The 23331-nt window shown below is 43.0% G+C and carries 27 protein-coding genes; 4 read left to right on the top strand and 23 right to left on the bottom strand.

The genetic code is table 11. The features are described from left to right. Positions 1–167: 167 nt before the first annotated feature. Both ACXAEA_RS09910 and deoD read right to left on the bottom strand, forming a co-directional pair. A complete protein-coding gene (locus ACXAEA_RS09910) occupies positions 168–1016 on the bottom strand; it encodes a M15 family metallopeptidase (protein ID WP_475095724.1) in 849 nt (282 codons plus the stop codon). 173 nt (positions 1017–1189) lie between these two features. Beyond that, the gene (gene deoD / locus ACXAEA_RS09905) at positions 1190–1894 is read right to left on the bottom strand and encodes a purine-nucleoside phosphorylase (RefSeq protein ID WP_475095723.1); all 705 of its coding nucleotides are present in this window, start codon (positions 1892–1894) and stop codon (positions 1190–1192) included. A gap of 182 nt (positions 1895–2076) precedes the next feature. On the opposite strand from deoD, the gene ACXAEA_RS09900 reads away from it, so the two are divergent. Beyond that, entirely contained in the window at positions 2077–2208 is a 132-nt protein-coding gene (locus ACXAEA_RS09900; RefSeq protein ID WP_475095722.1) for a hypothetical protein, read from the top strand. A 57-nt stretch (positions 2209–2265) separates the two neighbouring features. Here ACXAEA_RS09900 and ACXAEA_RS09895 read toward each other — a convergent pair whose 3' ends face one another. Beyond that, entirely contained in the window at positions 2266–3036 is a 771-nt protein-coding gene (locus ACXAEA_RS09895) for a sporulation protein (protein WP_475095721.1), read from the bottom strand. A gap of 145 nt (positions 3037–3181) precedes the next feature. Further along, entirely contained in the window at positions 3182–3352 is a 171-nt protein-coding gene (locus ACXAEA_RS09890; protein WP_475095720.1) for a YozD family protein, read from the bottom strand. A 135-nt stretch (positions 3353–3487) separates the two neighbouring features. Between ACXAEA_RS09890 and ACXAEA_RS09885 the strand changes: the two genes are divergently transcribed. After that, positions 3488–3652 (top strand): hypothetical protein, encoded by a 165-nt coding sequence (locus ACXAEA_RS09885; RefSeq protein WP_475095719.1) that lies wholly within the window; start codon positions 3488–3490, stop codon positions 3650–3652. Position 3653: 1 nt separating this feature from the next. Here ACXAEA_RS09885 and ACXAEA_RS09880 read toward each other — a convergent pair whose 3' ends face one another. The 16 genes from ACXAEA_RS09880 to ACXAEA_RS09805 all read right to left on the bottom strand — a co-directional run bounded on the left by ACXAEA_RS09880 (position 3654) and on the right by ACXAEA_RS09805 (position 19706). Then, a complete protein-coding gene (locus ACXAEA_RS09880; RefSeq protein WP_475095718.1) occupies positions 3654–4352 on the bottom strand; it encodes a hypothetical protein in 699 nt (232 codons plus the stop codon). Positions 4353–4501: 149 nt separating this feature from the next. Continuing rightward, the gene (locus ACXAEA_RS09875; protein ID WP_475095717.1) at positions 4502–4723 is read right to left on the bottom strand and encodes a YozE family protein; all 222 of its coding nucleotides are present in this window, start codon (positions 4721–4723) and stop codon (positions 4502–4504) included. Positions 4724–4860: 137 nt separating this feature from the next. After that, complete coding sequence (locus tag ACXAEA_RS09870; protein ID WP_475095716.1) at positions 4861–5052, bottom strand: hypothetical protein; 192 nt, start codon at positions 5050–5052, stop codon at positions 4861–4863. A gap of 129 nt (positions 5053–5181) precedes the next feature. Beyond that, on the bottom strand, positions 5182–5463 hold the full coding sequence (locus tag ACXAEA_RS09865) for a YokU family protein (protein WP_475095715.1): 282 nt from the start codon (positions 5461–5463) through the stop codon (positions 5182–5184). A 12-nt stretch (positions 5464–5475) separates the two neighbouring features. Next, a complete protein-coding gene (gene kamA / locus ACXAEA_RS09860) occupies positions 5476–6906 on the bottom strand; it encodes a lysine 2,3-aminomutase (protein WP_475095714.1) in 1431 nt (476 codons plus the stop codon). A 167-nt stretch (positions 6907–7073) separates the two neighbouring features. After that, positions 7074–8471: a sigma-54 interaction domain-containing protein gene (locus ACXAEA_RS09855; RefSeq protein ID WP_475095713.1), complete on the bottom strand. Its 1398-nt coding sequence runs from the start codon at positions 8469–8471 to the stop codon at positions 7074–7076. 47 nt (positions 8472–8518) lie between these two features. After that, on the bottom strand, positions 8519–9385 hold the full coding sequence (gene ablB, locus ACXAEA_RS09850; RefSeq protein ID WP_475095712.1) for a putative beta-lysine N-acetyltransferase: 867 nt from the start codon (positions 9383–9385) through the stop codon (positions 8519–8521). A gap of 90 nt (positions 9386–9475) precedes the next feature. Continuing rightward, positions 9476–10897 carry an aldehyde dehydrogenase family protein gene (locus ACXAEA_RS09845; protein WP_475095711.1) on the bottom strand — a complete coding sequence of 474 codons (1422 nt, stop codon included), beginning with the start codon at positions 10895–10897 and terminating at the stop codon, positions 9476–9478. A gap of 11 nt (positions 10898–10908) precedes the next feature. Then, positions 10909–12237 (bottom strand): 4-aminobutyrate--2-oxoglutarate transaminase, encoded by a 1329-nt coding sequence (gene gabT / locus ACXAEA_RS09840; protein ID WP_475095710.1) that lies wholly within the window; start codon positions 12235–12237, stop codon positions 10909–10911. A 15-nt stretch (positions 12238–12252) separates the two neighbouring features. Continuing rightward, positions 12253–13521, bottom strand: a complete 1269-nt coding sequence (locus ACXAEA_RS09835) for a peptidase (RefSeq protein WP_475095709.1) — start codon at positions 13519–13521, stop codon at positions 12253–12255. Between the two features lie 14 nt (positions 13522–13535). Next, positions 13536–14201 (bottom strand): 3-oxoacid CoA-transferase subunit B, encoded by a 666-nt coding sequence (locus ACXAEA_RS09830; protein WP_475095708.1) that lies wholly within the window; start codon positions 14199–14201, stop codon positions 13536–13538. Then, positions 14186–14878 carry a CoA transferase subunit A gene (locus tag ACXAEA_RS09825; RefSeq protein WP_475098102.1) on the bottom strand — a complete coding sequence of 231 codons (693 nt, stop codon included), beginning with the start codon at positions 14876–14878 and terminating at the stop codon, positions 14186–14188. The genes ACXAEA_RS09830 and ACXAEA_RS09825 overlap by 16 nt, the downstream gene beginning before the upstream one ends. Before the next feature lies 1 nt (position 14879). After that, complete coding sequence (locus ACXAEA_RS09820; protein WP_475095707.1) at positions 14880–16316, bottom strand: aspartate aminotransferase family protein; 1437 nt, start codon at positions 16314–16316, stop codon at positions 14880–14882. Between the two features lie 544 nt (positions 16317–16860). Then, entirely contained in the window at positions 16861–17841 is a 981-nt protein-coding gene (locus tag ACXAEA_RS09815; protein ID WP_475095706.1) for a S66 family peptidase, read from the bottom strand. Between the two features lie 63 nt (positions 17842–17904). After that, positions 17905–19371 (bottom strand): NAD(P)/FAD-dependent oxidoreductase, encoded by a 1467-nt coding sequence (locus tag ACXAEA_RS09810; RefSeq protein WP_475095705.1) that lies wholly within the window; start codon positions 19369–19371, stop codon positions 17905–17907. A 206-nt stretch (positions 19372–19577) separates the two neighbouring features. Next, on the bottom strand, positions 19578–19706 hold the full coding sequence (locus ACXAEA_RS09805; protein ID WP_475098101.1) for a YjcZ family sporulation protein: 129 nt from the start codon (positions 19704–19706) through the stop codon (positions 19578–19580). 253 nt (positions 19707–19959) lie between these two features. On the opposite strand from ACXAEA_RS09805, the gene ACXAEA_RS09800 reads away from it, so the two are divergent. Next, positions 19960–21054, top strand: coding sequence for an SGNH/GDSL hydrolase family protein (locus ACXAEA_RS09800; protein ID WP_475095704.1), 1095 nt, complete (start codon positions 19960–19962; stop codon positions 21052–21054). Between the two features lie 63 nt (positions 21055–21117). After that, the gene (locus tag ACXAEA_RS09795; protein WP_475095703.1) at positions 21118–21723 is read left to right on the top strand and encodes a DUF502 domain-containing protein; all 606 of its coding nucleotides are present in this window, start codon (positions 21118–21120) and stop codon (positions 21721–21723) included. A 15-nt stretch (positions 21724–21738) separates the two neighbouring features. Here the strand turns inward: ACXAEA_RS09795 and ACXAEA_RS09790 are convergent, their stop codons facing one another. Genes ACXAEA_RS09790 through msrA form a run of 3 tightly spaced genes read right to left on the bottom strand, consistent with a single transcriptional unit; the run spans position 21739 to position 23238 of the window. Next, positions 21739–22242, bottom strand: coding sequence for a PTS sugar transporter subunit IIA (locus tag ACXAEA_RS09790; RefSeq protein ID WP_475095702.1), 504 nt, complete (start codon positions 22240–22242; stop codon positions 21739–21741). A gap of 22 nt (positions 22243–22264) precedes the next feature. Then, a complete protein-coding gene (gene msrB, locus ACXAEA_RS09785; protein ID WP_475095701.1) occupies positions 22265–22699 on the bottom strand; it encodes a peptide-methionine (R)-S-oxide reductase MsrB in 435 nt (144 codons plus the stop codon). 2 nt (positions 22700–22701) lie between these two features. After that, positions 22702–23238: a peptide-methionine (S)-S-oxide reductase MsrA gene (gene msrA / locus ACXAEA_RS09780; protein WP_475095700.1), complete on the bottom strand. Its 537-nt coding sequence runs from the start codon at positions 23236–23238 to the stop codon at positions 22702–22704. Positions 23239–23331 lie beyond the last annotated feature (93 nt).

Raw genomic sequence — 23331 nt, 5'->3', positions numbered from 1 at the left:
CCTGTATAGTATATTTATCAATAAAAAAGTTTGCTTATTTTATTATTTTATCTGTATTCGGGCTAATTACAGTTAGGATTGTCACATTTAAACGGAGAAATATCTTTTTTCTCCAGGGATATAACAAAAAGCCTGGCCTTGATTAATGATCAGCCAGGCTTTACACATTAGATTTTTTTGACGTTTTGGAAGTATTCCTCCATCGTCCACTCATTTTCATAAATTTCTGTTGCAGCCTTGATTCCAACATAACGGAAATGCCAAGGTTCATACATATAGCCTGTCAAACTTTCTTTACCCTTTGGGTATCTGAGAATAAACCCGTATTTGTGGGCATTGTGGGCAAGCCAGACTCCTTCTTTTGTTTTACCGAATTGTTCATTTAAATTAAGATCATTAGTCTTGCTGGATATATCCATGGTCAGTCCAGTCTGATGCTCACTGCTGCCGGGCCTTGCTACTGCTTGCAATGCTTGTTCCTCGCCAACCTTCTGGACCTCAGCATTAAATAATGTTTCCTGGCGTCCATAGGATCGGTATCCTGAGACAGCTGTTAATTCAATTCCAACATTTTTTGCTCCAGCAAACATTGTCTCCAAAGCAACGGCAGCTTCTTTTCTCATCAAGCTCTTTTCTAGCTTTGCCTCTCCAAAGGAAAATGGAACATCCGGCCGAACGAGGTCACCTGGAATATAATTCTCGGGCAAACCAAAGATTTTATTGACAAGTGAAAGCGTGTTTTGTGGATTCTGGATAACATTTTTGCCATCTGTGGTCTGTACTACATTAAAATAAGCAGCTTCAAGTGTCAATTCATCCTCTGAGGGCTTGTCCACTTCTGTGGGGGAATTTGTTGTTGCTTCCTCTTCACTGGCAACATTATTCGATTCTTCTGATGACTGGTCTTGTCCTGCAAATTTTTCTCCTATATAAGGGATTTTTTCTAAATATGGTTGAACAGGAGCACAGCCTGTCAGTAACAAAGGCGAAGCTAATAAAATTAATATCTTTTTCATTGTTTCCACCAATCTTCAGCATTTTAAACAATAAACCCATTCTAACACTTTTTAATGGACTTTCGTATGGCCTTTTTTCCCATTCAGGCTCTATTTCCATTATGCCTGTATGGGAATTAAGGCAAACATGCATTAAGAAAACCCTCTCCTATTAGGAAAGGGTTTTCACTGATTTATTCTTTAATAACTGCTTCCAACGCTACTTCAATCATGTCATTGAAGGTAGTTTGGCGTTCTTCCGCAGTAGTCTCTTCACCGGTCAGAATGTGGTCGCTGACAGTCAGGATAGAGAGGGCCTTGCGATCGTATTTCGCAGCCAGAGTGTAAAGGGCTGTCGTTTCCATTTCAACCGCAAGAATCTGGTATTGTGCCCATTTTTCCAATTCTGAATTGTCATTGTAGAACTGGTCAGCTGTAAATACATTACCGACTTTAAGGTTCAGGCCTTTTTCCACGCCTGCATTGTAGGCTTTATAAAGCAAGTCAAAGTTTGCAGTTGGAGCGAAGTCTACACCTCCGAATGTCATTCGGTTCATTTGTGAATCAGTTGAGGATGTCATTGCCAGGATCACATCACGGACCTTAACATCCTTTTGAATGGCCCCGCACGTTCCAACACGCACAAGGTTTTGGACATTATAGCTATTCATCAATTCATTGATATAGATAGAAATCGAAGGTACACCCATGCCCGTACCTTGTACCGAAATTCTTTTTCCTTTGTATGTTCCTGTAAAGCCGAACATATTTCTTACTTCATTATATAACTGTGCATTCTCCAGGAAGGTTTCAGCTATGTATTTCGCTCTTAAAGGGTCGCCTGGCAGCAAAACCGTTTCAGCAATTTCATTTTCTTTAGCACCAATATGTACACTCATTTTAAATCCTCCATCCTATGGGTTGCTACGTTAAAACTATACCACAATATAACTTAGCAGGAAAATCTTCAGTTTCATGACAATTTCATTAACGGGAAAGCTAAAGTTAGCTTGACCAAAGCTAAAGCAAAAAATTCTTTAGTTCGAGCAGTTCTAAATCCATTGAAGAGGGTGCATAGAAAATGGGAAAAAAGCATCGTAACCGCATCAATTCACCTAAGAAAAACAATCATATCTCTCCTGAAGCAATTGTTGCCGAACAGGAAGCGCATGGGAAAGAATTCTCAGCAAACGGCAGGAAAACTAAAGCATAATGAAAAGACGATGAAGCCATGGCTTCATCGTCTTTTCGTGTTTGTATCTGCATCCCATCAGCAATATCGCTCAATCGCGCTCTGGAATTTTTGCTTTAGAGCAGGCAAATCTGATGCGTGGACGTTCATCCTGATATAGGTTTCATCCATTCCCATTGCTTCCGACAAAAATCCTCCCAGTCCTCTGGCTTTACGGTCGACCTGCATCAATACTTCAATTTCATTTTCACTATTAGGATAGAAAATCAGTTCCAATTCATCCAATCTGCCTCTGAATGGACCTGATGCAGGGATGTATTCAAACTCCTGAAGGAACGGAAGATGTCTGCGGAGATGTCTGGGTGCCTGTTCACAGTCTGCCTCCCTCAAACGGAAACCAAGCTCGCCAACAGCGTTAAAAATTCCTTGCATTACATGGTTGGGCACTACTGATAAATAATCTTTATCAGTTGGATCAACCGCATTTTTTATGTCCAGGCCAGTTGCAACCCAAACCTTTGTCCTTCCCATAGTCAGCGGCATTTCGAGAGGCAGCCTGAAAGAGAAAGGAATTTCTTTCGATTCATTCGCTTTAATCACGAATGACTGAGTAAGCCTGAAACGATCAATCTGTGCTGTAGCAGTATACTTCCGATCATCCGCTTCTTTGATATACGTTGTATGTAAACTCAAATAGATGTCATCAATGTTTTGTTCTGTGCTGCCACCGCGAATCTGGACAACACCACGAACTTCTTCACCTGGCATGACTTGATCTTTTTCAAGCTTTGTATCCACTTTAGCTGCACCGATTCCCACACTTGCAAACACTTTATTAAATAATGACATTCCCTTTTCCTCCCTATTGCATCTTTTTTATTTCATATTAATGTATACGATTGATTCTTTACAGAGTTTCACTTCAGAGATATTTTTTCTTCGTAAAAAAATAAAAAGGCAGATTCAAGTGGAATCCGCCTAACAACTTTCTCAATTAGTCATCTTGTTCTTCGTCTATAATGCATTTTTCGATCAGATATTCAAAAGTGATATCTGCCATTTCTTCTAATTCTTCCTCAGTGGGAACGTATCCCCTTTTTACAAGTTCATGAAAGAAAAATTCAGCAATTTCTTCTGTATCGATAAAAACCTCAATCTCTTTCACAGATTCGCCCCCCTTTATTCCAAATGTATGTGAACCATGCTCGTTTCATGCCAAGCATTCATTTTTTTCTGAAAACGTTCTATCTGAATTGGACAAGCATAGAATGGAATAAATAAAAATAAGGAGTGATTCCATATGGAGAAACTGGAAACAGTTGTAGGGATGATTGTTGAGGATGTTAACAAGGAAGAGAGTGCGATTGTTGGTCTGTTTGGTACAATGGTCAATTTTTTATTCAAAACCATATTGGCATGTGGAATTCCTTTTATGTTATATGTCTTTCTTCAATTTATCGGATAGTTTAAACATGGCTTTTGCCGTCGTTATTGACGAGGATCGAAAGCTTGCGCAGGATCACTCTCATTACATGAGCATACTCATCATCATTGAACATTTTATATAAAATACGGTAATCATTATAAATATCCAGCAAATTATCAATGGTCATTCTTTTTTGATTGATTTTCCGTAATTCCTCTTTTTCCCCAGCCCTTGGCTGATTCGCCTTTTTCTCAAGATTGACCGAAGGCTTCACCTCTTTGTTGGCTGAAAACAGCAGGCCAAGCTTTTGGATGAATGTATCTGCGCTGTCCGAGTCTGCTACGAGCGTTAATTCTTCTTCTCCGGCTTCAAGCCATTCTCCATCCTTTATTCTCGAGAGCTCATAAATGACATCTTCCCATGCATCTTCTTTGTATCTCCAGATTTCAGTCCTGAATCCAACGACTTTAAAAAGGTCTGCACCATAGCCTTTTACCTGGACTAAATCTCCGAAGAAATATTTATATTCGATGTCAATTTGCTCCTTTTCAAGCAGCTTCCCATCATATTCTGAAAGCATTTGCAAGCTTGTTTCCAAGTACAAGCCCTCGCTCTTGTTGATTTCATATACATGAAGGCCATCCAGCCACTTAATATCTGTCACTTTCCCCACAGTCCCATAAATAGTGATCACGACTGTATCACCGATGTTAAACTTAGGTTTTTTCCGTTTTTCCATTTCCTCCATCCTCTCAACGATGAGTCGTGAATTGTGATTACAACAGTATATGCATTATTCTGAAAATCGCCACGCCTAGATGGGGAGGTATTTTTTTGTTTATGAAAAAAGGCTTCTGCAAAATGTCGCAGAAGCCTCTTATCTTACCTTTAACTTTCTGATATCAAATATAACTCCCAGACTTCATCAAAAACAGCCATGCTTTCCGGATATTGTCCATTCATTTCCAAATATGAGCTGATTTCGTCATAGTCCTCGGAATTTTTGGGAAACGAGAGGTCATCGTATGCTGAATTGGCGAATCTGCTGATGGCATCCTTTGGAGAAGTGGTGCGGTATTTCATAAGAAAGTGGTAAAAGCTTTTATACATATATGAACGCCTGCCTATTGTAAAAATTAGTTTGACCATACTATAACGGATAAGTTCCAGGGCGTCCACTATCATGCAAAAATCGATGTCAGGAGCCGATGAAAAAAGCACCTTCCTCAAAGGAAGATGCTCACACATTATTGCCATCTTGATGATTTAGCCATTTCAAGCAGTGCCCAAATGATATTGAACATCAGGATTGCTACGGTAATCGGGACGGCATGCAGCCAGTTCATCCCGAACTTCTCTTTGATCAGCCGCACATAATATCCGCACATGAACAGGACAAACATCGCTGCCACCAGCATGATAGATAAAGCGATATACATGTTCTCTCCCCATTTCCCAAATGAATACTCCCCAGTCTATTATAATGAAAGGGAAGCTGAGGAATAAATGGGAATAGTGAAACTTCTGTGAACGCAAAGTGGCATTTGGTTATATTTATCACACCGGAGCTATGAAGAAAAGTCGAAGTAATTGCGCTTCAGAAGTCTTGGCTGTGCCATCAATTCCTCAAATGTGATGACCTTGCCCAGTTTTTTCGTATTGATTAAAAACAATTGGTCTTCTATTTCCTTTGTCACTAGTTCTGTTTGGTACGTCATTTGGCAGTCCTGGCAATGGACTGCCGGTGTTTCGTCAATCTGGATTGCCATTGTTCCATCGGGGAGCTCCCAGTAGACCCGGTCGGCTATGGCCTTGATATTTTCACTGCTGCACCATTCACAATTTCCCATCAGACTGCCCTCCTATTCATTCGTCGATGGGACTGCTCCTTGCCCATCAGGTACATCCGCTGTTTTTTTCTGCTGCGAATTGAATTTCTTTTCTTTCAGTTCATCCCGCTTTTCGCGCTTATCTTTTAATGAAGCATGATTCGGATCCACTTCATACTGCTCCCTGCGGTCCAGCCTTCTCAATCCTTCAGGTATCAGGTTAAACTCGCTGTCATTCATGATGGCAGCAATTCCTGTATTCGATTTCTTGTTTTCGTATTCAGGATACACTTGTTTAAAATACCCTTCCGCTCTGCCAGGCACATAGTTTTCCGGCTCCGGATATGAAGTGATGACCCCCTCGAAATTACGTAGCACGACTTTATCAGGGCTCTGGGAAATGAGGTAGTTAGGCTGCAAAGAGATTTTTCCGCCACCACCGGGAGCATCGACAACAAAAGTCGGGACTGCGTAGCCTGACGTATGGCCCCTAAGCCCCTCGATGATTTCCAACCCCTTTGTTACCGGTGCACGGAAATGGCCAATTCCTTCAGATAGGTCGCACTGGTAAATATAATAAGGCCTTACGCGAATTTTCACGAGGTCGTGCATGAGCTTTTTCATGATCGGCACGCTGTCATTGATTCCCGCAAGAATGACGGACTGGTTTCCTACAGGTACACCTGCATTGGCGAGCATTTCACAAGCCCGCTTGGAATCTTCTGTGATTTCGATGGAAGTATTGAAGTGTGTATTCAGCCAGATTGGATGGTATTTTTTGAGGATGGAACAAAGCTTCTCTGTGATTCGCTGAGGGAATACAACCGGCGCGCGTGTTCCAATTCTGATGATTTCAACATGGTCGATTTCTCGCAGGTTTTTTAAAATATATTCAAGAATGTTATCGTTGATCAAAAGTCCGTCGCCGCCTGAGATCAGCACATCCCGTACTTCAGGGGTATTACTGATATATTCAATTGCTGCATCGAGCTGTTTCTTTGCAACACCCATGCCGATTTGTCCGGAAAATCTCCTGCGGGTACAGTAACGGCAATACATCGAGCATTGATTCGTTACAAGGAATAATACTCTGTCAGGATATCTATGGGTCAGTCCAGGTACCGGAGAATCTTCATCCTCATGCAGCGGATCTTCAAGATCATATTTCGTTTTGTGGATTTCTTTTGAAATTGGTACAGATTGCATCCTGACCGGACAGCGCGGATCATCAGGATTCATTAATGACGCATAGTATGGTGTTATATTTAAAGGGATAGTTTTTGTTGAAATCCGGACTCCTTCTTCTTCTTCAGGGGTCAGATTGATTACTTTTTTCAAATCATCCAGTGTCCTGATGGTATTGGTAAGCTGCCATAGCCAATCATTCCATTGTTCCTCCGAAACATCCTTCCACAGTTCAATATCCTTCCAATGTCTTGAAGGCTTATATAAAGTTTGTTTCATTCCAATTCCCCCCGTTATTTTTATAAGTATGTATATTGCAAGTTCCGTGCCAAAGTGACGGATTATTCTGAAAGTCATATACAGGAAGGGATCAGGTCTTTAATATGTGGAGGAGACAATTTGAAAAAGAAAAAACCTGCTGAATTTCCGGCAGATTAATAAGTTTCTTATAGATTAAGTTTTTTTATTTTATATTGAAGGGTCTGTCTTGGGACATCAAGAAGGACGGCTGCTTTTTGGACGTTTCCGTTACAGGCATTGAGGGCATCTGCAATGAGCTCCTGCTCCACCTCTTTTAAATGTTCCCTTAAAATAAAGGAGGTGCGCTTTGAAGGTGTTTGCACTTTAGACTTCAAACTTTTCAGCATCACCGGCAAATCATTTTCGGTAAGCTTCTCACCTTCACACACATTCATCATATATTCGATCGTATGCTTGAGCTCTCTCACGTTACCAGGCCATTGATGGTTAAGAAAAATCTCGCAGACGTCATCATCCAGTCCTGATACACGTTTTAACAGTTTCTTGTTATATTGGTCAATAAAGATTTCAGCAAGATACAAAATATCTTCCTTCCTTTGTCTTAAGGGGCTCAATTCGAAAGTCAGCACATTCAATCGATAGAACAAATCAGTCCGCAACTGATTTTTTTCCATTGCCCGGCCAGGAAAAACATTCATTGCCGAAATAACTCTTACATTGACGGAAATAACGCTTGTGCTGCCGACTCTTCTGACAGCTCCATCCTCCAGGACCCGAAGGAGCTTGGCCTGAAGATCAAATGGCATGGAGTTCAGTTCATCAAGAAAAAGGGTTCCGCCGTTGGCCAGTTCAAATAGTCCAGGCCTGTCCACTGCTCCTGTATAGCTCCCCCTTGAGGTACCAAACAGGATGCTCTCCAGCAGGTTTTCCGGAATGGCTGCGCAATTCTGGGCAACGAAAGGTCCAGATGCCCGATTTGATGCATTGTGGATGGATTGTACGAATAACTCCTTGCCTGTACCGCTTTCCCCATAAATAAGAATGGGAGAATCGGATTTTGCCAATTTCTCAGCCTTTTTCTTGACTGAAGCAAAGTGCTGATTTTTCGTTATCAGATCGTCGAAAGTATAGGCCCCTTGTTGTTTGATCGCCTTTCCATTTTGATGCTTGAGGCTTTTTTGGATTTCTACAAGCCGTTCGGAAAGCTGCTTAATTCGGGAATAGTCTTTGGCAATTTCAACGGCACCGATTAATTCTCCCTGAACAAAGATTGGCAGAGTCGTATTGACTGTTTCGATTTTACGCCCATGCAGATTTACGAAGGATTGGGTTTCGTTATAGATCGGCTTCTTTGTTTCGATGACTTTCAGCAGGGTGCTGGACTGATCGTTCAGTGAGGGGAACACGCTAAGGAGCGGCCTCCCTACGACCTCCTTGATTTCGAGGCCGTCGTGCTTCGCAGCAACTTCATTATAAAAAATGGTGATTCCCTCAGTATTCACGACATGAATAGCCTCGTCAATGCATTTTAGAATGGCGCTTAAGATTTCTTCAGTAACATTCGAGATGGAACCCATTGTCATCACACTCCCATATTAAGTATATGACAGCGTGCCGAAAAACTGTCTTATTACTGCCCAAAATTTGGCGTTTTTGCCAAATCTTTTACCCAAACATTCATGTTTTCAATTTTATCATAAATGAATACATTGTTAACAAGCCTGCCCCGATATGAGTATCCAAGCTGATATAACACTGCGTTCATGCCGAATGACAGTGCCCTTGCAATGGAGTATGCACAGAAGATCCCATTCTCAATTAATTCTTGTTCCAGACGGTTAAGAAGGATCTTCATCAAGCCATGCTTCCTGTGCTCTTTCAGGGTCGCACAGTCGGTCATCTCTGCATTTTTATAAAACGTGTTCACATCTGCTGAAGCTGCACTTACCACCTGTCCATCGTACATGAAACCAAAATAAACTGTTCCATTTTGCATCGTCTTTACGATGTAGTCGGGATCATTTAAAGGAGTTGGATAAATTTGAAAAACTGTGCTGTACAGCTCAGATAGTCCTTTTGCATCTGACTCTTCCATCTTCTTCATGACATAGGCTTTTGGTGGAATTATGTTCTGTGCCGGTTCCGCAAGATGATAGATACTATTAATAATTCCATCTTCCCGTACCCAATGCGGGCTATGCTTCCGTTCATCACTTAAAAACTTCGAAAAGAAACAGCAGTCGGATCCAAGAAAATAGCCATCAATACTTGCTTCATATCTATATCCGCGTTCAACAAGCTGTGTAAAATGTTCTTTCCTGCCTTTAATGATCAACTTATCCACTTTTTCTTCCTCTGCAAGCTGTTCAGCTTTATCCAGGATACCGGATAAGCTGCCCAAATAATCATCAACTCTCACGCGATTATTTTTCGGATCGAGATAGGCTGTTAAATTAAAATTCTGATCTGTTATGATCCTAGTTTTTCCTTGATTCATCTTCATCCCCCACTTTTTGATAAAAAGCTAAAAATATATTTTCGAAATAACTGCTGCAGTAAAAGCCTGGCTTTTGGCCAGGCTTTTAGGTTAATCTAGCTTGAATGTAACAAGCTTCAGTTCAGTCATTTCCTCCACAGCATATTTAATTCCTTCACGGCCTGTTCCGCTCATTTTAACACCGCCGTATGGCATATGGTCAACCCTGAACGTAGGGATATCGTTGATCATCACACCGCCGACATGTATATCTCTTGCTGCTTTAAAGGCCTTTTGGAGATCTTTTGTGTAGACACCTGCCTGTAAACCGAATTGTGACTCATTGACCTGTGCGATCGCTTCATCAAACTCCTTGAAAGTATTGATATGGACAACAGGCGCAAATACTTCCTCACAGGAAATCTTATCAGCGGGATTTGCATTGAGCAGTACAGTCGGTTTCAGAACCTGCTGGTCACTGTCACCGCCTAGTACAAGTTCTGCTCCATTATCTACAGCTTCCCGGATCCAGGATTTTGCCCTTGTCACATCATTGGCACTGATCATTGCAGCAATATCCGTTGATTCATCAAGCGGGTTTCCTACTATAAGGTTTGCAGCTTCTTCAATGAAAAGTGATACGAATTCATCGGCAATGCCTTCGTGAACGAAAATGCGCTGGATCGAGATGCAGACCTGTCCCTGGTTTGAAAATGCACCTGTGACAATCCGCGGCATCACTTTATGAAGATCTGTCCCTTCATCAACGATAAGAGCAGAGTTTGAGCCAAGCTCAAGTGTTACCCGTTTCAAACCGGCATTTTCGCGGATATACTTTCCGACAGGCGGGCTACCAGTAAAGGTTACTTTCTTGACTCTGTCATCAGAGATCAGGACATCCCCGACACTCCTGCCGCTGCCCGTGACAACATTTAAAGCCCCAGCCGGAAGTCCTGCCCTGTGAAAATAAGAAGCAATTTTATATGCTGACAACGGGGTCTGGCTTGCCGGCTTCAGGACGACTGAATTTCCCGCAGCAATCGCTGGTCCAACCTTATGGGCGACTAAGTTCATCGGAAAATTGAAAGGAGTAATGGCAGCAATCACACCAAGCGGTTCTTTTACCGTATAGGCGATTCTCCCTTCACCTCCAGGAGCTGCATCCAAAGGTATGGTTTCTCCGTGGATCCGTCTTGCTTCTTCTGAAGCAAGAGTGTAAGTCATGATAGTTCGGTCCACCTCTGCACGCGCAGCCTTCAAAGGTTTGGAGGATTCTTCGGCGATCAGCCTTGCACATTCCTCTCGTTCTTCCTCGATAAAATCTGCTACCTTCCTCAGGATATCAGCTCGCTTGTGTGCCTCCATACCTGCCATCATTCCTGCTGCCCCGGCAGCTGCATCAATAGCCCTGAGGACTTCATCCTTATTCGCGTCTGCTACTTCGGTTATTTTTTCACCAGTAAAAGGATTATAAAGGGGACGGTATTTTTCCGTTTCCACATTCTCACCGTTGATCCATAACATTTGTTTCATCATATAACCTCCTATTGCTGGCAGCAATCGATAATAACTGATTCAAGCACGCCAAACCCTTCCTCAATCTGTCCATCTGTAATAACAAGGGGAGCCAAAAGCCTGATGACATTTCCATATAGACCTGCACTCATTATGATCAGCCCCTGCTGATGAGCTTTTTTAAGTATCTCCTGTACAATCTGTGACTGTGGCTTGCCGTTCTCGTCAAGAAATTCGATAGCACACATGGCACCAAGTGAACGAACATCGCCTATTTGGTTAAAACGCTCTGCCAGCTTGCCGAATCTTTCCTGGAACTTTTCTCCAAATTCTGAAGCCCTTTCAAGAAGTTTCTGCTCATCTATCATTTTAACGACTTGCATAGCTGCTACACAACCGAGAGGACTTCCCCCATAAGTCCCTCCAATTTCACCAATTCCAGCAGAATCCATAATCTCCGCCCTTCCTGTTACCGCACTGATTGGTAGACCGGCAGCAATCGATTTGGACATTGTCATGAGATCCGGAACGATACCGTAATGTTCCATCGCAAACATTTTTCCAGTCCGGCCAAATCCAGTCTGAATTTCGTCTGCGATAAACAGAATCCCGTATTGCTCACAAATCCTTTTCACACCCTGAACAAATTCCTTTGAGGGGATATTGAAGCCGCCCTCTCCCTGTACAGGCTCCATGATTACCGCAGCAATTTCGGTTGCCGGCACTTCACTGAGGAAAAAAGTCTCGAATTTCTTCAGCATATAGGCGTCCAGTTCTTCAGGAGACATGGATTTATCTTGAGAATAAACTGGATATGGCCATTTATAGGTTTCTGGGGCAAAGGGACCAAACTGGTATTTATAGGGCTTAACCTTGCTTGTCAAGGACATTGCCATATAAGTTCTTCCGTGGAAACCCCGTTCAAATGAAATAATTCCTTTTCGTCCAGAGTATTTCCTGGCGATCTTAATTGCGTTTTCCACTGCTTCAGCCCCGCTGCTTAAAAAGAATGTCTTCTTTTCATGGGTACCTGGAGTGATTTTGTTGAGCAACTCTGCCAGTTGAATATACGGTTCATACATCATCACATGAAAGCAAGGGTGAAGATAACGGTCGATTTGCTCATGAAGAGCCTTAACGACCGCAGGCGGGCAGTGCCCGACATTCAGCGTACCAATCGCACCGGCAAAATCGATGAATGTGTTGCCATCAACATCGGTAAGCAGAGCTCCTTCTCCCTTATCCGCAAAAGTTTTAAGTGTATTGAACGGACCAACAGGAACATTTTTCTCTTTTTTTTCGATCAGAGCCTGTGCTTTAGGACCTGGTATTGCCGTTTTAATCTGTATCTCTCCCATGCATTGATTCCCCTTTCATTCGTTCACTCCACACCACTTAAGAAGGAAGAGGGCAATGATTTCGGCGGCCTCAAAAACCTCCTCAAGTCTGATGTATTCATTTGCCTGGTGCGCTGTTTCTGTCACACCCGGTCCAAAAACCACGACAGGCACCCCACCAACTTTTGAAAGAATTCCGCCATCGGTTGCCCACGGCGAGGCTTCAACCAGAGGAGTGCAGTCCTTTACAGTTTCAAAGCTTTCGGAAAGTACCTGGATCAATTCATGCTCAGGATCCAGATCGCCAGGCAGCCAGCTTGCACCGAACCATTCGAGCTCAGGCACATTCTCGCTTAACCATGAATCTCCTTTACATAGACTGAGAAGTGCATTTTTCATCTCCTGTTTTGCATCTTCCTGTCTTTCGTTCGGTGCAACCCCCATCCGCCCTTCAATGACTGCCAGGTCCGGTACTGACGAAGGCCAGTCCCCGGCGTGGATTTTCCCAATATTGATGGGAATCGGAATTGGTATACTATCAAAAAAAGGATCTGTGATTCTTGCATTTCTCTCTGATTCCAATCCCCTCAATCTATCAATCACCTGCATCGCTTTTTCAATCGCATTGACGCCCTCATACCTCGTTCCGCCGTGGGCACCCTTGCCTTTTACAGAAATCCTGAACCACATCGAACCTTGCTGTTTCGGAAAAAGCTTCATGTTCGTAGGTTCTGGAATGATCGCCCCATCAGCTTTATAGCCCCGCAATACTGCCGCCAGGGTACCAGCACCACCGCTTTCTTCTTCTATGACGCTTTGGAAGATGACATCACCTTGCAAATTCATTCCGGTGTTTTTGATTGCTTCCATCGCCATTAACAGTGCAGCAGTACCACCCTTCATATCGGTTGCCCCTCTGCCGTACAATTTACCGCATTCAATATGGCCGCTGAACGGGTCTTTCTGCCAATCTTTGTGATCCCCTGCCGGTACAACATCAATATGGCCATTCAGAATAATCGATTTCCCACCGCCTGTCCCCCTCATGGTACCGACTGCATTCGGGTTCCCCCGGAAATCGTGTCTGTCGGAACAAAATGCCGTATGTGCAGAGAGCCCGTCCCCGCCAATTTCCCAAATATCCATCTCCAGTCCAAGTTCTCGGCATTTCTCGATGATTACAGCCTGAGCCCCACTTTCATTCCCTCTCGTACTTGGCTCCTGTACAAGCTTCTGCAATAATCGCGTCCCTCTTATTCTATTTTCAGTAATGTAACTCCGCACTCTTTGTTCAGCAGATTGCACAATACCAGCCCCTTTTAGTATTCGATGACCCGGACGTCCTCAAGCATGATAAAATCGCATGCGGTTTTGGCAGTAATCTCAGCAATTGTATGCGGCGCAAATCTTTCTGTTAAAACCAAAGAACCACCCATGACACGGAAAACAGCAAGGTCCGTGATCACCATGTCAACACATTCTGCAGCTGTTAAAGGCAAGGAACATGTCTCTACTATTTTAGAAACTCCATTTTTATCCGTATGGTTCATAAGGACAGCTACTTTCTTAGCCTTCTGGGCAAGTTCCATTGCTCCGCCCATGCCAGGCACTTTCTTTCCAGGGACAATCCAGTTTGCCAGATCTCCCTTTTTGCTAATTTGCAAGGATCCCAGTATCGTAAGGTCCACCCTGCCTCTCCGAATCATCCCGAATGCCACGGCGCTGTCACAATAAGAGGAACCTGGCAATACCGTAACCGGAAAACCTCCGGCATTGCATAAATTCTCATCCTCAAGCCCTATTTCAGGAGATTCTCCCATGCCGACAATCCCATTTTCTGCATGGAACATGACTTTCATATCACCAGGCAGATGGTTCGGGACAAGAGATGGTATACCAATCCCTAAATTGACGACCATCCCTGGATTAATTTCTTCCGCAGCGCGTCTTGCCATTTTATTTCTGACGTCTATTCCCATGCCCATCTCCAATTCACCCCACCTGAAGGAATAACCATATCGACAAACACACCAGGAGTAACAATTTCTTCGGGATCCAGGCTGCCGAGCGGTACGATTTCCTCTGCTTCAGCTATCGTAAAATTCCCTGCCATTGCAACGAGCGGATTGGTATTTCGTGCACTCTTGTCAAATACAAGGTTTCCATATGGGTCTGCCTTTTTTGCATACACGATCGATACCTCTGCTGTCAGGGCTGTTTCTATCAGATATTCCTTCCCATTAAGGCTCATCGTCTTTTTTCCTTTTGATACGAATTCATGGTCAACTCCAACATCAGTCAAAATTGCACCAAGTCCCATGCCTCCAGCTCTGATTCTTTCCGTTAATGTTCCCTGAGGTGAGAACTCGACCTCGAGCTTCCCGTTTGTCATAAGCTCACCTGCGACTGGGTTTGAACCGATATGTGATGCGATGACTTTCTTTGCCCTGCCACGGCTGACGATCTTCCCTATGCCGATTTCCGGAAATCCTGTATCATTGCCGATCAAAATAAGGTTTTCTACCTGTTTTTCTAGGATTCCATCAATGAGATCCGGCGGTGATCCTACCCCGCCAAAGCCGCCAAACATCAATGTCATTCCATCATGGAAGTGCTCCATTGCCTGCTCCAGAGCTGCTATTTTTCCGAATGGATTCTCCATCTTAATTTTCAACTCCAATCTCATCTGAAAATCCCAGTGTTTCATATACTTCAGTAAATGTTGATTTCAGCAATGAAATAATTTCATCGATTTCGCGTTTCGTGGTGGTAAGCGGTGGCGCAATAATAATGGCATCTCCAGATATTCCATCAAGTCCTGCACCTGCAGGATATAGCAGTATACCGTTTTCTCTTCCTGTTTTGACAACCAAATCCGTCAATTTGACGTTTCTTTCAAATGGAATTTTTGATTCAGGCAACTTGACGAATTCTATGCCGAGCAGCAAGCCCTTCCCGCGTATATCCCCAATAAAGGGAAATTGAGATTTCAGCTTTTCCAGCCTATTCTTCAGGTATATAGCTTTGGAATCTATTTCATTCAGAATCTCATTTTTTTCAAGGTATTCCAGAACTGCCAGGGCGGCGGCACATGATTGGGGATTTGCGCTAAGTGTATGGCCGCTCATGATCACTTTTGAACCATGTAATATAGGTCCCATTACATGGTCACTCACCACTGTGGCGGCTATTGGGGCGTATCCAGCTCCCATGCCTTTCCCAAGAGCAACGATATCCGGAATGACATCCCAATGTTCACAGGCAAGCATTGTCCCCGTCCGTCCAAAACCAGTCATCACTTCATCTGCAATGAATAAGATTTGGTTTTCTTCACAAATTCTTTTAATCGTTTTATAGTAATCTTCCGGCGGAGAAATCGCCCCTCCTGCTGCGCCAATGACTGGCTCTGCAATGAACGCAGCGATATGGTCAGCGCCAATTCTCTTGATCACGTTCTCCAATTCTTGTGCACACATATATCCACATCCAGGAGCGGAACTTTGGTATGGGCACCGATAGCAATAAGGAGGGGATATTGAAGGGAATTCTTCAAGCAGCGGAACGAATCTGGCCCTTCTCCCTGGATGGCCTGACATGGAAAGAGCCCCAAGAGTGATTCCATGATAGCTGATCCACCTTGATAAAATTTTCGTCTTTGATTTCATCCCTTTTTCCTGCCAGTATTGAATCGCTATTTTCAGCGCAGTTTCCGTTGCCTCAGAACCACTGTTCACAAAGAAGCTCCAGTTCAAATCTCCAGGCAGATGCTCTGCAAGCTTATCAGCAAGCCTCTCTGCTGCTTCACTTGTAAATTGTGAGCGATACACAAAAGAAACCTTTTTTGCCTGTTCATGCATCGCCAGAATAATTTCAGGTACCCCATGCCCGATGTTTGCTGTAACAGCCCCGGAAGCGGCATCCAGATACTTCTTACCATCTTTGTCAAAAAGGTAGACACCTTTCCCATAGTCTATCTCTGGGTAGCTTTCATCCAGGGCGGGTTTGATTAAGTAGGACGGCTTCATAATCTCACTCCATTCACCGCGATTAAAATATGGACATTCTGTAAATTGTATGAAAAGAAAGCGTGAATCTTTCATATAGATAAAAAAATTCCAATTTTATTAACTTCTGTGTGATGGAATTCTTTTTCCGTTCCCTTTAAAGGTCCCGCGTTCTCCATTCGGGCACTGAAATCCATTTTCCGTTCCCTTTTGAGATCCTACTCTTTCCATTCGGGCACTGAAATCCATTTTTCGTTCCCTTTTGAGATCCTACTCACTCCATTCGGGCACTGAAATCCATTTTCCGTTCCCTTTCGAGATCCTAATCTTTCCATTCGGGCACTGAAATCCATTTTCCGTTCCCTTTCGAGATCCTACTCTTTCCATTCGGGCACTGAAATCCATTTTCCGTTCCCTTTCGAGATCCTACTCTTTCCATTCGGGCACTGAAATCCATTTTCCGTTCCCTTTTGAGATCCTACTCTTTCCATTCGGGCACTGAAGTCCATTTTACGTTCCCTTTAGAAATTCTACTCACTCCATTCGGGCACTGAAATCCATTTTCCGTTTCTTCTTGAGGTCCAGCACTCTCCATTAAGGCAAAAAAAAGACACCCATAGCAGGTGTCTTCGAAATAAAATTATTCTTTTTGTTCAATGAAGATTTCTGTTTGTCCGTCTGATGCTTTCACAGTCACAACGGCACCTATTGGCAATGTCGCGAATGGCTGGACATGCCCAAAATTCACATTTGTGATGATCGGGATGTTGCTAAGTTCCTTCTTGCTCATGAGGATTTTTTTTAACGCATCTTCCGTAATGTTAGAATTCTTTTGGAAACGGCCAATCAATAGAGCTTTTATCGAGCCTGCATCTGGAAGGTGCAAGAGCGATTGAAGATCTCTGTCAAAGCTCCTTGAATGACTTTCTTCATCATCCTCGATGAACAGGATGCTGTCCTTTAGGGAAGGCATGAATTCAGTTCCTTGAAGCAGGTTCATCGTACATAGGTTTCCGCCGATTAATTTCCCTTCAGCTTCGCCTTCCTGGATGATCGTGTAGCCCGTTTGTGGATGGAACGTCCGATTCTCCTGGTCGAGATACCATGCGTCGTCAGACCATGTTGGAGAAGGAACGATTTCATAAGGGGCATCGTTGGTTACTGCCTCCAAGAACGACTCTAATGTATATTCGAGACCGTGTTTCACGCCAAAACTTGAAAAATGCGGACCAGAGTATGAAACCAGGCCAGTTTTATGATAGATCGCCAGCTGAAGGGCAGTTATATCACTATATCCGCAAAAAACCTTCGGATTAGCGGATATTAAACTGTAATCTATATATTTTAACAGCTGGTTAGCATTGTAGCCGCCAATAGCCGTCAAGATCCCTTTTACATTCGGGTCTGCAAATGCCGCATGCAAATCCTCGATTCGTTCCTCAATAGAAGAACTGAAAAATTCATCATGTGCGTCTGCATTTTTCCCGAATGTCACCTTGAAGCCTAACTTGGCCAGTCTTTGAACAGATAGATCTATTTGGGCTTCCTTTAAAATGACCATGCTTGTCGATGGCGCGATTACCCTTATTTCATCACCTGGAACTAGTTTTGGTGCAAACATTATCTTCCCGCCCTTTCTTTCATATCTTTTATTCTATCAAAGAAAAGGACGGGTGTAAGCAAGTTAAACCAATACCGGCTCTGTTTTGCCGCCAGATTTCGATTTTTCAATAATATCAGTGGCGATCCAAACTCCACATGCACTTGCCTGTGCGAGACCTCTCGTTATGCCGGCCCCATCTCCGCCTACGTAAAGTCCGCTTATTTCTGTTTCAAATCGGTCATTCAGTTTTGGCCTTGCGGAATAGAATTTCGCTTCCACTCCATAAAACAAGGTATGATCCGAAGCAAGTCCAGGAGTGACCTGGTTTAGCGCTTCTGTCATTTCAATCAAACTCTTAAGCGTGTTATATGGGAGGACCAGTCCTAAATCGCCAGGTACCGCTTCTTTCATGGTCGGTTCTAAGAATCCTTCTTTAATCCTTTTTTCTGTTGACCTGCGTCCTTTTAATATATCGCCGTACTTCTGGACAATCAGGCCGCCACTTGAAAGGCTGTTCGCCAGACGGGAAATTTCATGAGCATACTCATTTGGCTTGTCGAATGGCTCTGAGAATGTATGTGATACAAGCAATGCAAAGTTCGTATTATTGCTTCCAAGTTTTGGATCCTTATAAGCATGCCCATTGGCAAGCATGATTCCAGAATGGTTTTCGACAACTACATGCCCCGAAGGATTGCTGCAGAATGTCCTGACACTAGTGCCAACGGATGTATTGAAAATGAATTTGCCTTCATATAAATGCTCGTTAATTTCCTCCATGACAACATTGGACGTCTCAACGCGAACACCGATATCGACCTGGTTGTTGATCATCTTCAGCCTTCTCTTTTTAAGCATCTGTGTCAGCCATTTAGAGCCGTCACGGCCCGGAGCAACAACTACTTTATCAGCGAAAATCTTTTCACCGCTTTTCAGTTCAACGCCCATGGCCTTATGGCCGTCTGGTGTTTTCTCTGTAATCAAGTCTTCAATTTCTGTCTTGAAGGCCATTTCAATTTTATCTTTTAAGTATTCAAAAATATTCTTCAAGATTTCAAGATTTTGTTCGGTTCCGAGATGGCGTACCTGTGCTCTTAAGAGTTTCAAGCCTGCAGCATATCCCCTGCGCTCGATTTCACGGACTTTTTCTGTCATCGGATCCGTTATGCTGTCGGTTGCTCCGTGTTTTAAATTGATTTCATCAACATATTTAATCAGTTCGACAACCTTAGAATCAGGAAGATAATCAGTCATCCAGCCGCCGAATTCACTTGTAATATTGAACTTGCCATCAGAATATGCACCTGCACCGCCGAACCCATTTGTGATCGAACATGCCGGCAGGCACCCTGCAAAATCTTTCTTCCCTGCTGGCGGCGGGCATTTCTCAATCTTTTTCTGCAAAATCGGGCAGTTTCTTCGATAGATATCGTGGCCTTTATCAACAAGCAAGACGTTAGCGCCTGGCATTTTCAATGTTAATTCATAGCAAGTAAAAATACCTGCAGGCCCTGCTCCAACGACAATCACATCATAGTTTGTTTTCATACAGCATCCCCCGCCAAAATTGTTTATTTACTTAACCCTTGGTAAATATAACAAAATTCCACGAGGTAGTCAACGCTAAAAACGAACTTTATTTTATTCACACAATAATAATGTTCGTGTTTTTAATCATCAAGAAAAAGAGGCCGTATGCAAACAGCCTCACAGGATTAAAACTAATTATTTTATTTACATGGAGGTGCCCGCTCTTACCAGATATGGCTGCAGCAAGCACCAATGATGATTAACAAAATGAAAAGCACTACGATTAGGGCAAAACCGCCGTAACCGTACCCACAACCTCCAACTCCTGCGTATGGGTAACCGCCATGGCACATAGCACCTTGGACTGCAGCTGGGGCATTGACTGGCATAGGGGCATTATCGTATCCGTACATTAAAAACCACTCCTCGTTTGTTTTTGAATTGCTTTCCCTTTACGGTATGATATGGGTACTTGACCCGTTTGTGCATTAGCCTATTTTTTTCAAAATTAGAAAGTGAAAATAGAAAATAATGCTTTCCTTTGATAAAACATTAGGTTAAAAATTGTATATAGAACTAGTTATTTACCGGAGGAATCAGCGCAGAATGAACTCAAACATGAAAAAGATATTCAGTGGATTTTTAGTTGCCGCCATAGTTGTTTCTATTTTTATGATTCAATCCAAACACTATTTCTCTGAGGATCTTACGGTATATGAAAAAATCGGAGAAGGTTCCTCGTTCAATTATTTAATCATAGGTGACAGTATCGGCAGAGGGGCAGGTGCGGAGACTAATGATTTGCGCTGGTTCAGCCAGCTCGAAGACCTCCTTCATGAGCAAACAGGTACCCGGGCACGCCGCAATATGGTGGTCCAAAGCGGAGCAACTGCTTTCGAAGGAATTTACAAATTTCAGAACTCACCTAAGTTCAAGGATATCGATCTAATATTCATTGTTTTTGGCGAAAACGACCGCAAATACATGGATTCGCAACAGTTTACATTTTTATATGAAAAATTGATAAGGAATGCAAAAGATCGCTATCCACGCGCTGAAATCATTACGATTATCGAGAGCCCTTTAAAGCAAGAACCCTTTGCCGATGCGATTAAACGAGTTTCTGTCCATTATGGTGCCAAGCTGCTTGACATGAGGGTTGCATTTGAAGCATCTGGTATGCAGGCAGAGCAGCTGACGGCAGATTTGATCCATCCAAATGGAAATGGTTATGCGCTATATGCCAATTCAATCCTGAAATTAATCCAAAAGAATATTCAATCAGAAGCTGCGATCGCCAGTTTCCCTAAACCATTATCAAAAAATGATTCCTTTTATTTGGCTGAAAAAAAGGACATTTCAGTCAGTAGAGGCTTCAGGTTCGAAAACGGGAGATATATCAGCCAAAAACCTGGAGATTATCTTGAATATGATTTTGAGGGGCCGCTCCTAGGCATTACTACGATTCACAGTGTCGAAGGCGGAGCTTTCCATGTTTATGTAGACGGAAACTATGTAAGGACACTCTCAACCTGGTGGCCATTTACCCGGGAAAGATATATGTATATCGCTAGTGGACTGGAAAACGGGAAACATACGGTCCGTATCGAGACAGCTGAAAAGGTATCCGGCAGAAATACGAGTGAGCATTCCTTTATTCGAATCCCTTCCATTATCGTCGCAAAGGATAAGGAGAAATAATCATAGAATTATCATCTGAAAAAGTGTATGATACTTCCATATGTTTTGTTTAAGGAGCAGAAAATGAAAAACGTCTTAAAGAATTTTATTAATGGGATCCTGACCATCGTCCCCATCATTCTCGTTATCTATGTAATCTATAAAACATTCATGTTTTTAGACAGCCTGCTGGGAAATGTACTGAAACCATATTTGCAAGAACGCTATATTCCCGGGATCGGCCTGCTGACAACACTGGTTTTGATCACCTTTCTCGGCTGGCTGTCCACGAGGTTCATCACCGGCAGCATCTTCAAACTGATTGACAGACTGCTGGAGAAAATACCTTTCGTCAAGACTGTATATTCAGTAATCAAAGATACTGTCCATTCTTTTCTGGGCGAAAAAAAATCGTTTTCCAAAGTTGCACTTGTGACAATCCCGGGGACTAAAATGAAGAGCCTGGGCTTCATTACCACAGAAAACCTGGAGTCATTCTATGAGCCATTGTCTGAGCATGTTGCTGTTTATGTTCCCCAAACTTTCCAGGTGGCCGGCTTAACTTTCCTGATTCCGAAAGAAGAAGTTGAAATAATTGATGTTAAGCCTGAAGATGCAATGAAATTCATTCTTTCAGGTGGAATGACCTCAAAAAATGGAGAAAAAGTAATAAAAGAAAACAGCCGCTGACAGCGGCTGTTTTCTTTATGAAGTAATTGTTATTTCAAGTACTGGAGTAATTCCTTTTTCCACATTGCCTACTGCCAACCTTTCCAGGGATGCTGCCTGATCTGTGTTTGTGATGATGACAGGAGTTACTGTACTCTTTGCTTTTGTCCTGATTATCTCAAGTTCGAAGGATACAAGTTTATCCCCAGTTTTCACAGAATCCCCCTGCTTCACGTGGGTTTCAAAACCTTCACCCTTCAGAGATACCGTCTCCAACCCAATATGGATCAGGATTTCTGCCCCATTCTTTGCCCTTATTCCTACCGCATGCTTTGTCGGGAAAACCTGCATGACTTCGCCATCTACAGGTGAGACAACAACACCTTCTTCCGGTTCAATTGCAATTCCATCGCCCATCATTTTCTCGGAAAATACAGGGTCTGGGACAGAACTCAGATCCACAGCCTTCCCAGTGATCGGCGACAGCAGCTGAACTGTATGGATTGGTTCTTCTTTTTTTCCGAACAACTTCTTAAACATGGATATCACCCCTTCCGTATGCTTAATCTTTAAAGAGTTTGATGTACTCTCCATAACCCTCTTCCGCCAACTTTTCTTTCGGAACAAATCTCAATGCTGCAGAATTGATGCAGTATCTCAACCCGTTTTCACCTGGCCCATCATCGAAAACATGGCCCAAATGGGAATCTGCACTTTTGCTCCTTACTTCTGTCCGGACCATAAAATGGCTCAAATCCTGCTTTTCGACGACTTCTTCTTCTTCAATAGGCTTTGTAAAGCTTGGCCAGCCACAGCCGGCGTCATATTTTTCACGAGAACTAAATAACGGCTTCCCTGAAACAATATCGACGTAGATTCCCTCTCTAAGGTCATTCCAGTATTCATTCCTGAAGGGTGGTTCTGTACCATTATTCTGTGTAACCTCATACTGCATCGGAGTAAGTCTCTTCTTCAGTTCTTCTAGATTCTTTGTCATGATTACTTTTCCCTCCAATGATTTTTGATAAAGTCTTCGCGGCCAGAACCCCTGTGATAAGCATTATATCTTTCCGGATTCTTCTTATAAAAACCTTGATGGTATGTTTCTGCAGGGTAGAAAGTTTGCGCAGGGATAATCTCTGTCACGATTGGCTTTGTAAAGCGGCCGCTTTCTTCCAGGCTCATTTTAGACTTTTCAGCCAATTTCCTTTGTTCTTCATTGTGATAGAAGATAGCGGTTTGGTACGACTTTCCCCTGTCGTAAAACTGGCCGCCTGGATCGGTCGGATCTATTTGCTGCCAGTACAGCTCCAGCAATTCCTCATAAGAATATACATCCGGATCAAATGTAATTTGCACTGCTTCATAATGTCCCGTATTTTCAGAACACACTTGTTCATATGTAGGATTTTCAGTTGTGCCTCCTGTATAGCCTGAAACAACGCTGACAATCCCCGGCTGTTCATCAAACGGCTTTACCATGCACCAGAAGCACCCACCGGCAAATGTTGCAAGCTCCACACTTTGTTTTTCCATATACAGCACCTCTTCCTGTAAAAGCATCTCACTCAAATACTTATTCCCTATTGTATATCTTTTAAAGCAAAAAACACATTTTGAGCTCCGATA

Source organism: Mesobacillus sp. ABV4_180 (assembly GCF_056158485.1).
Note: the sequence above shows the minus strand (reverse complement) of the source record. Positions and strands in the feature narration are given on the sequence as shown.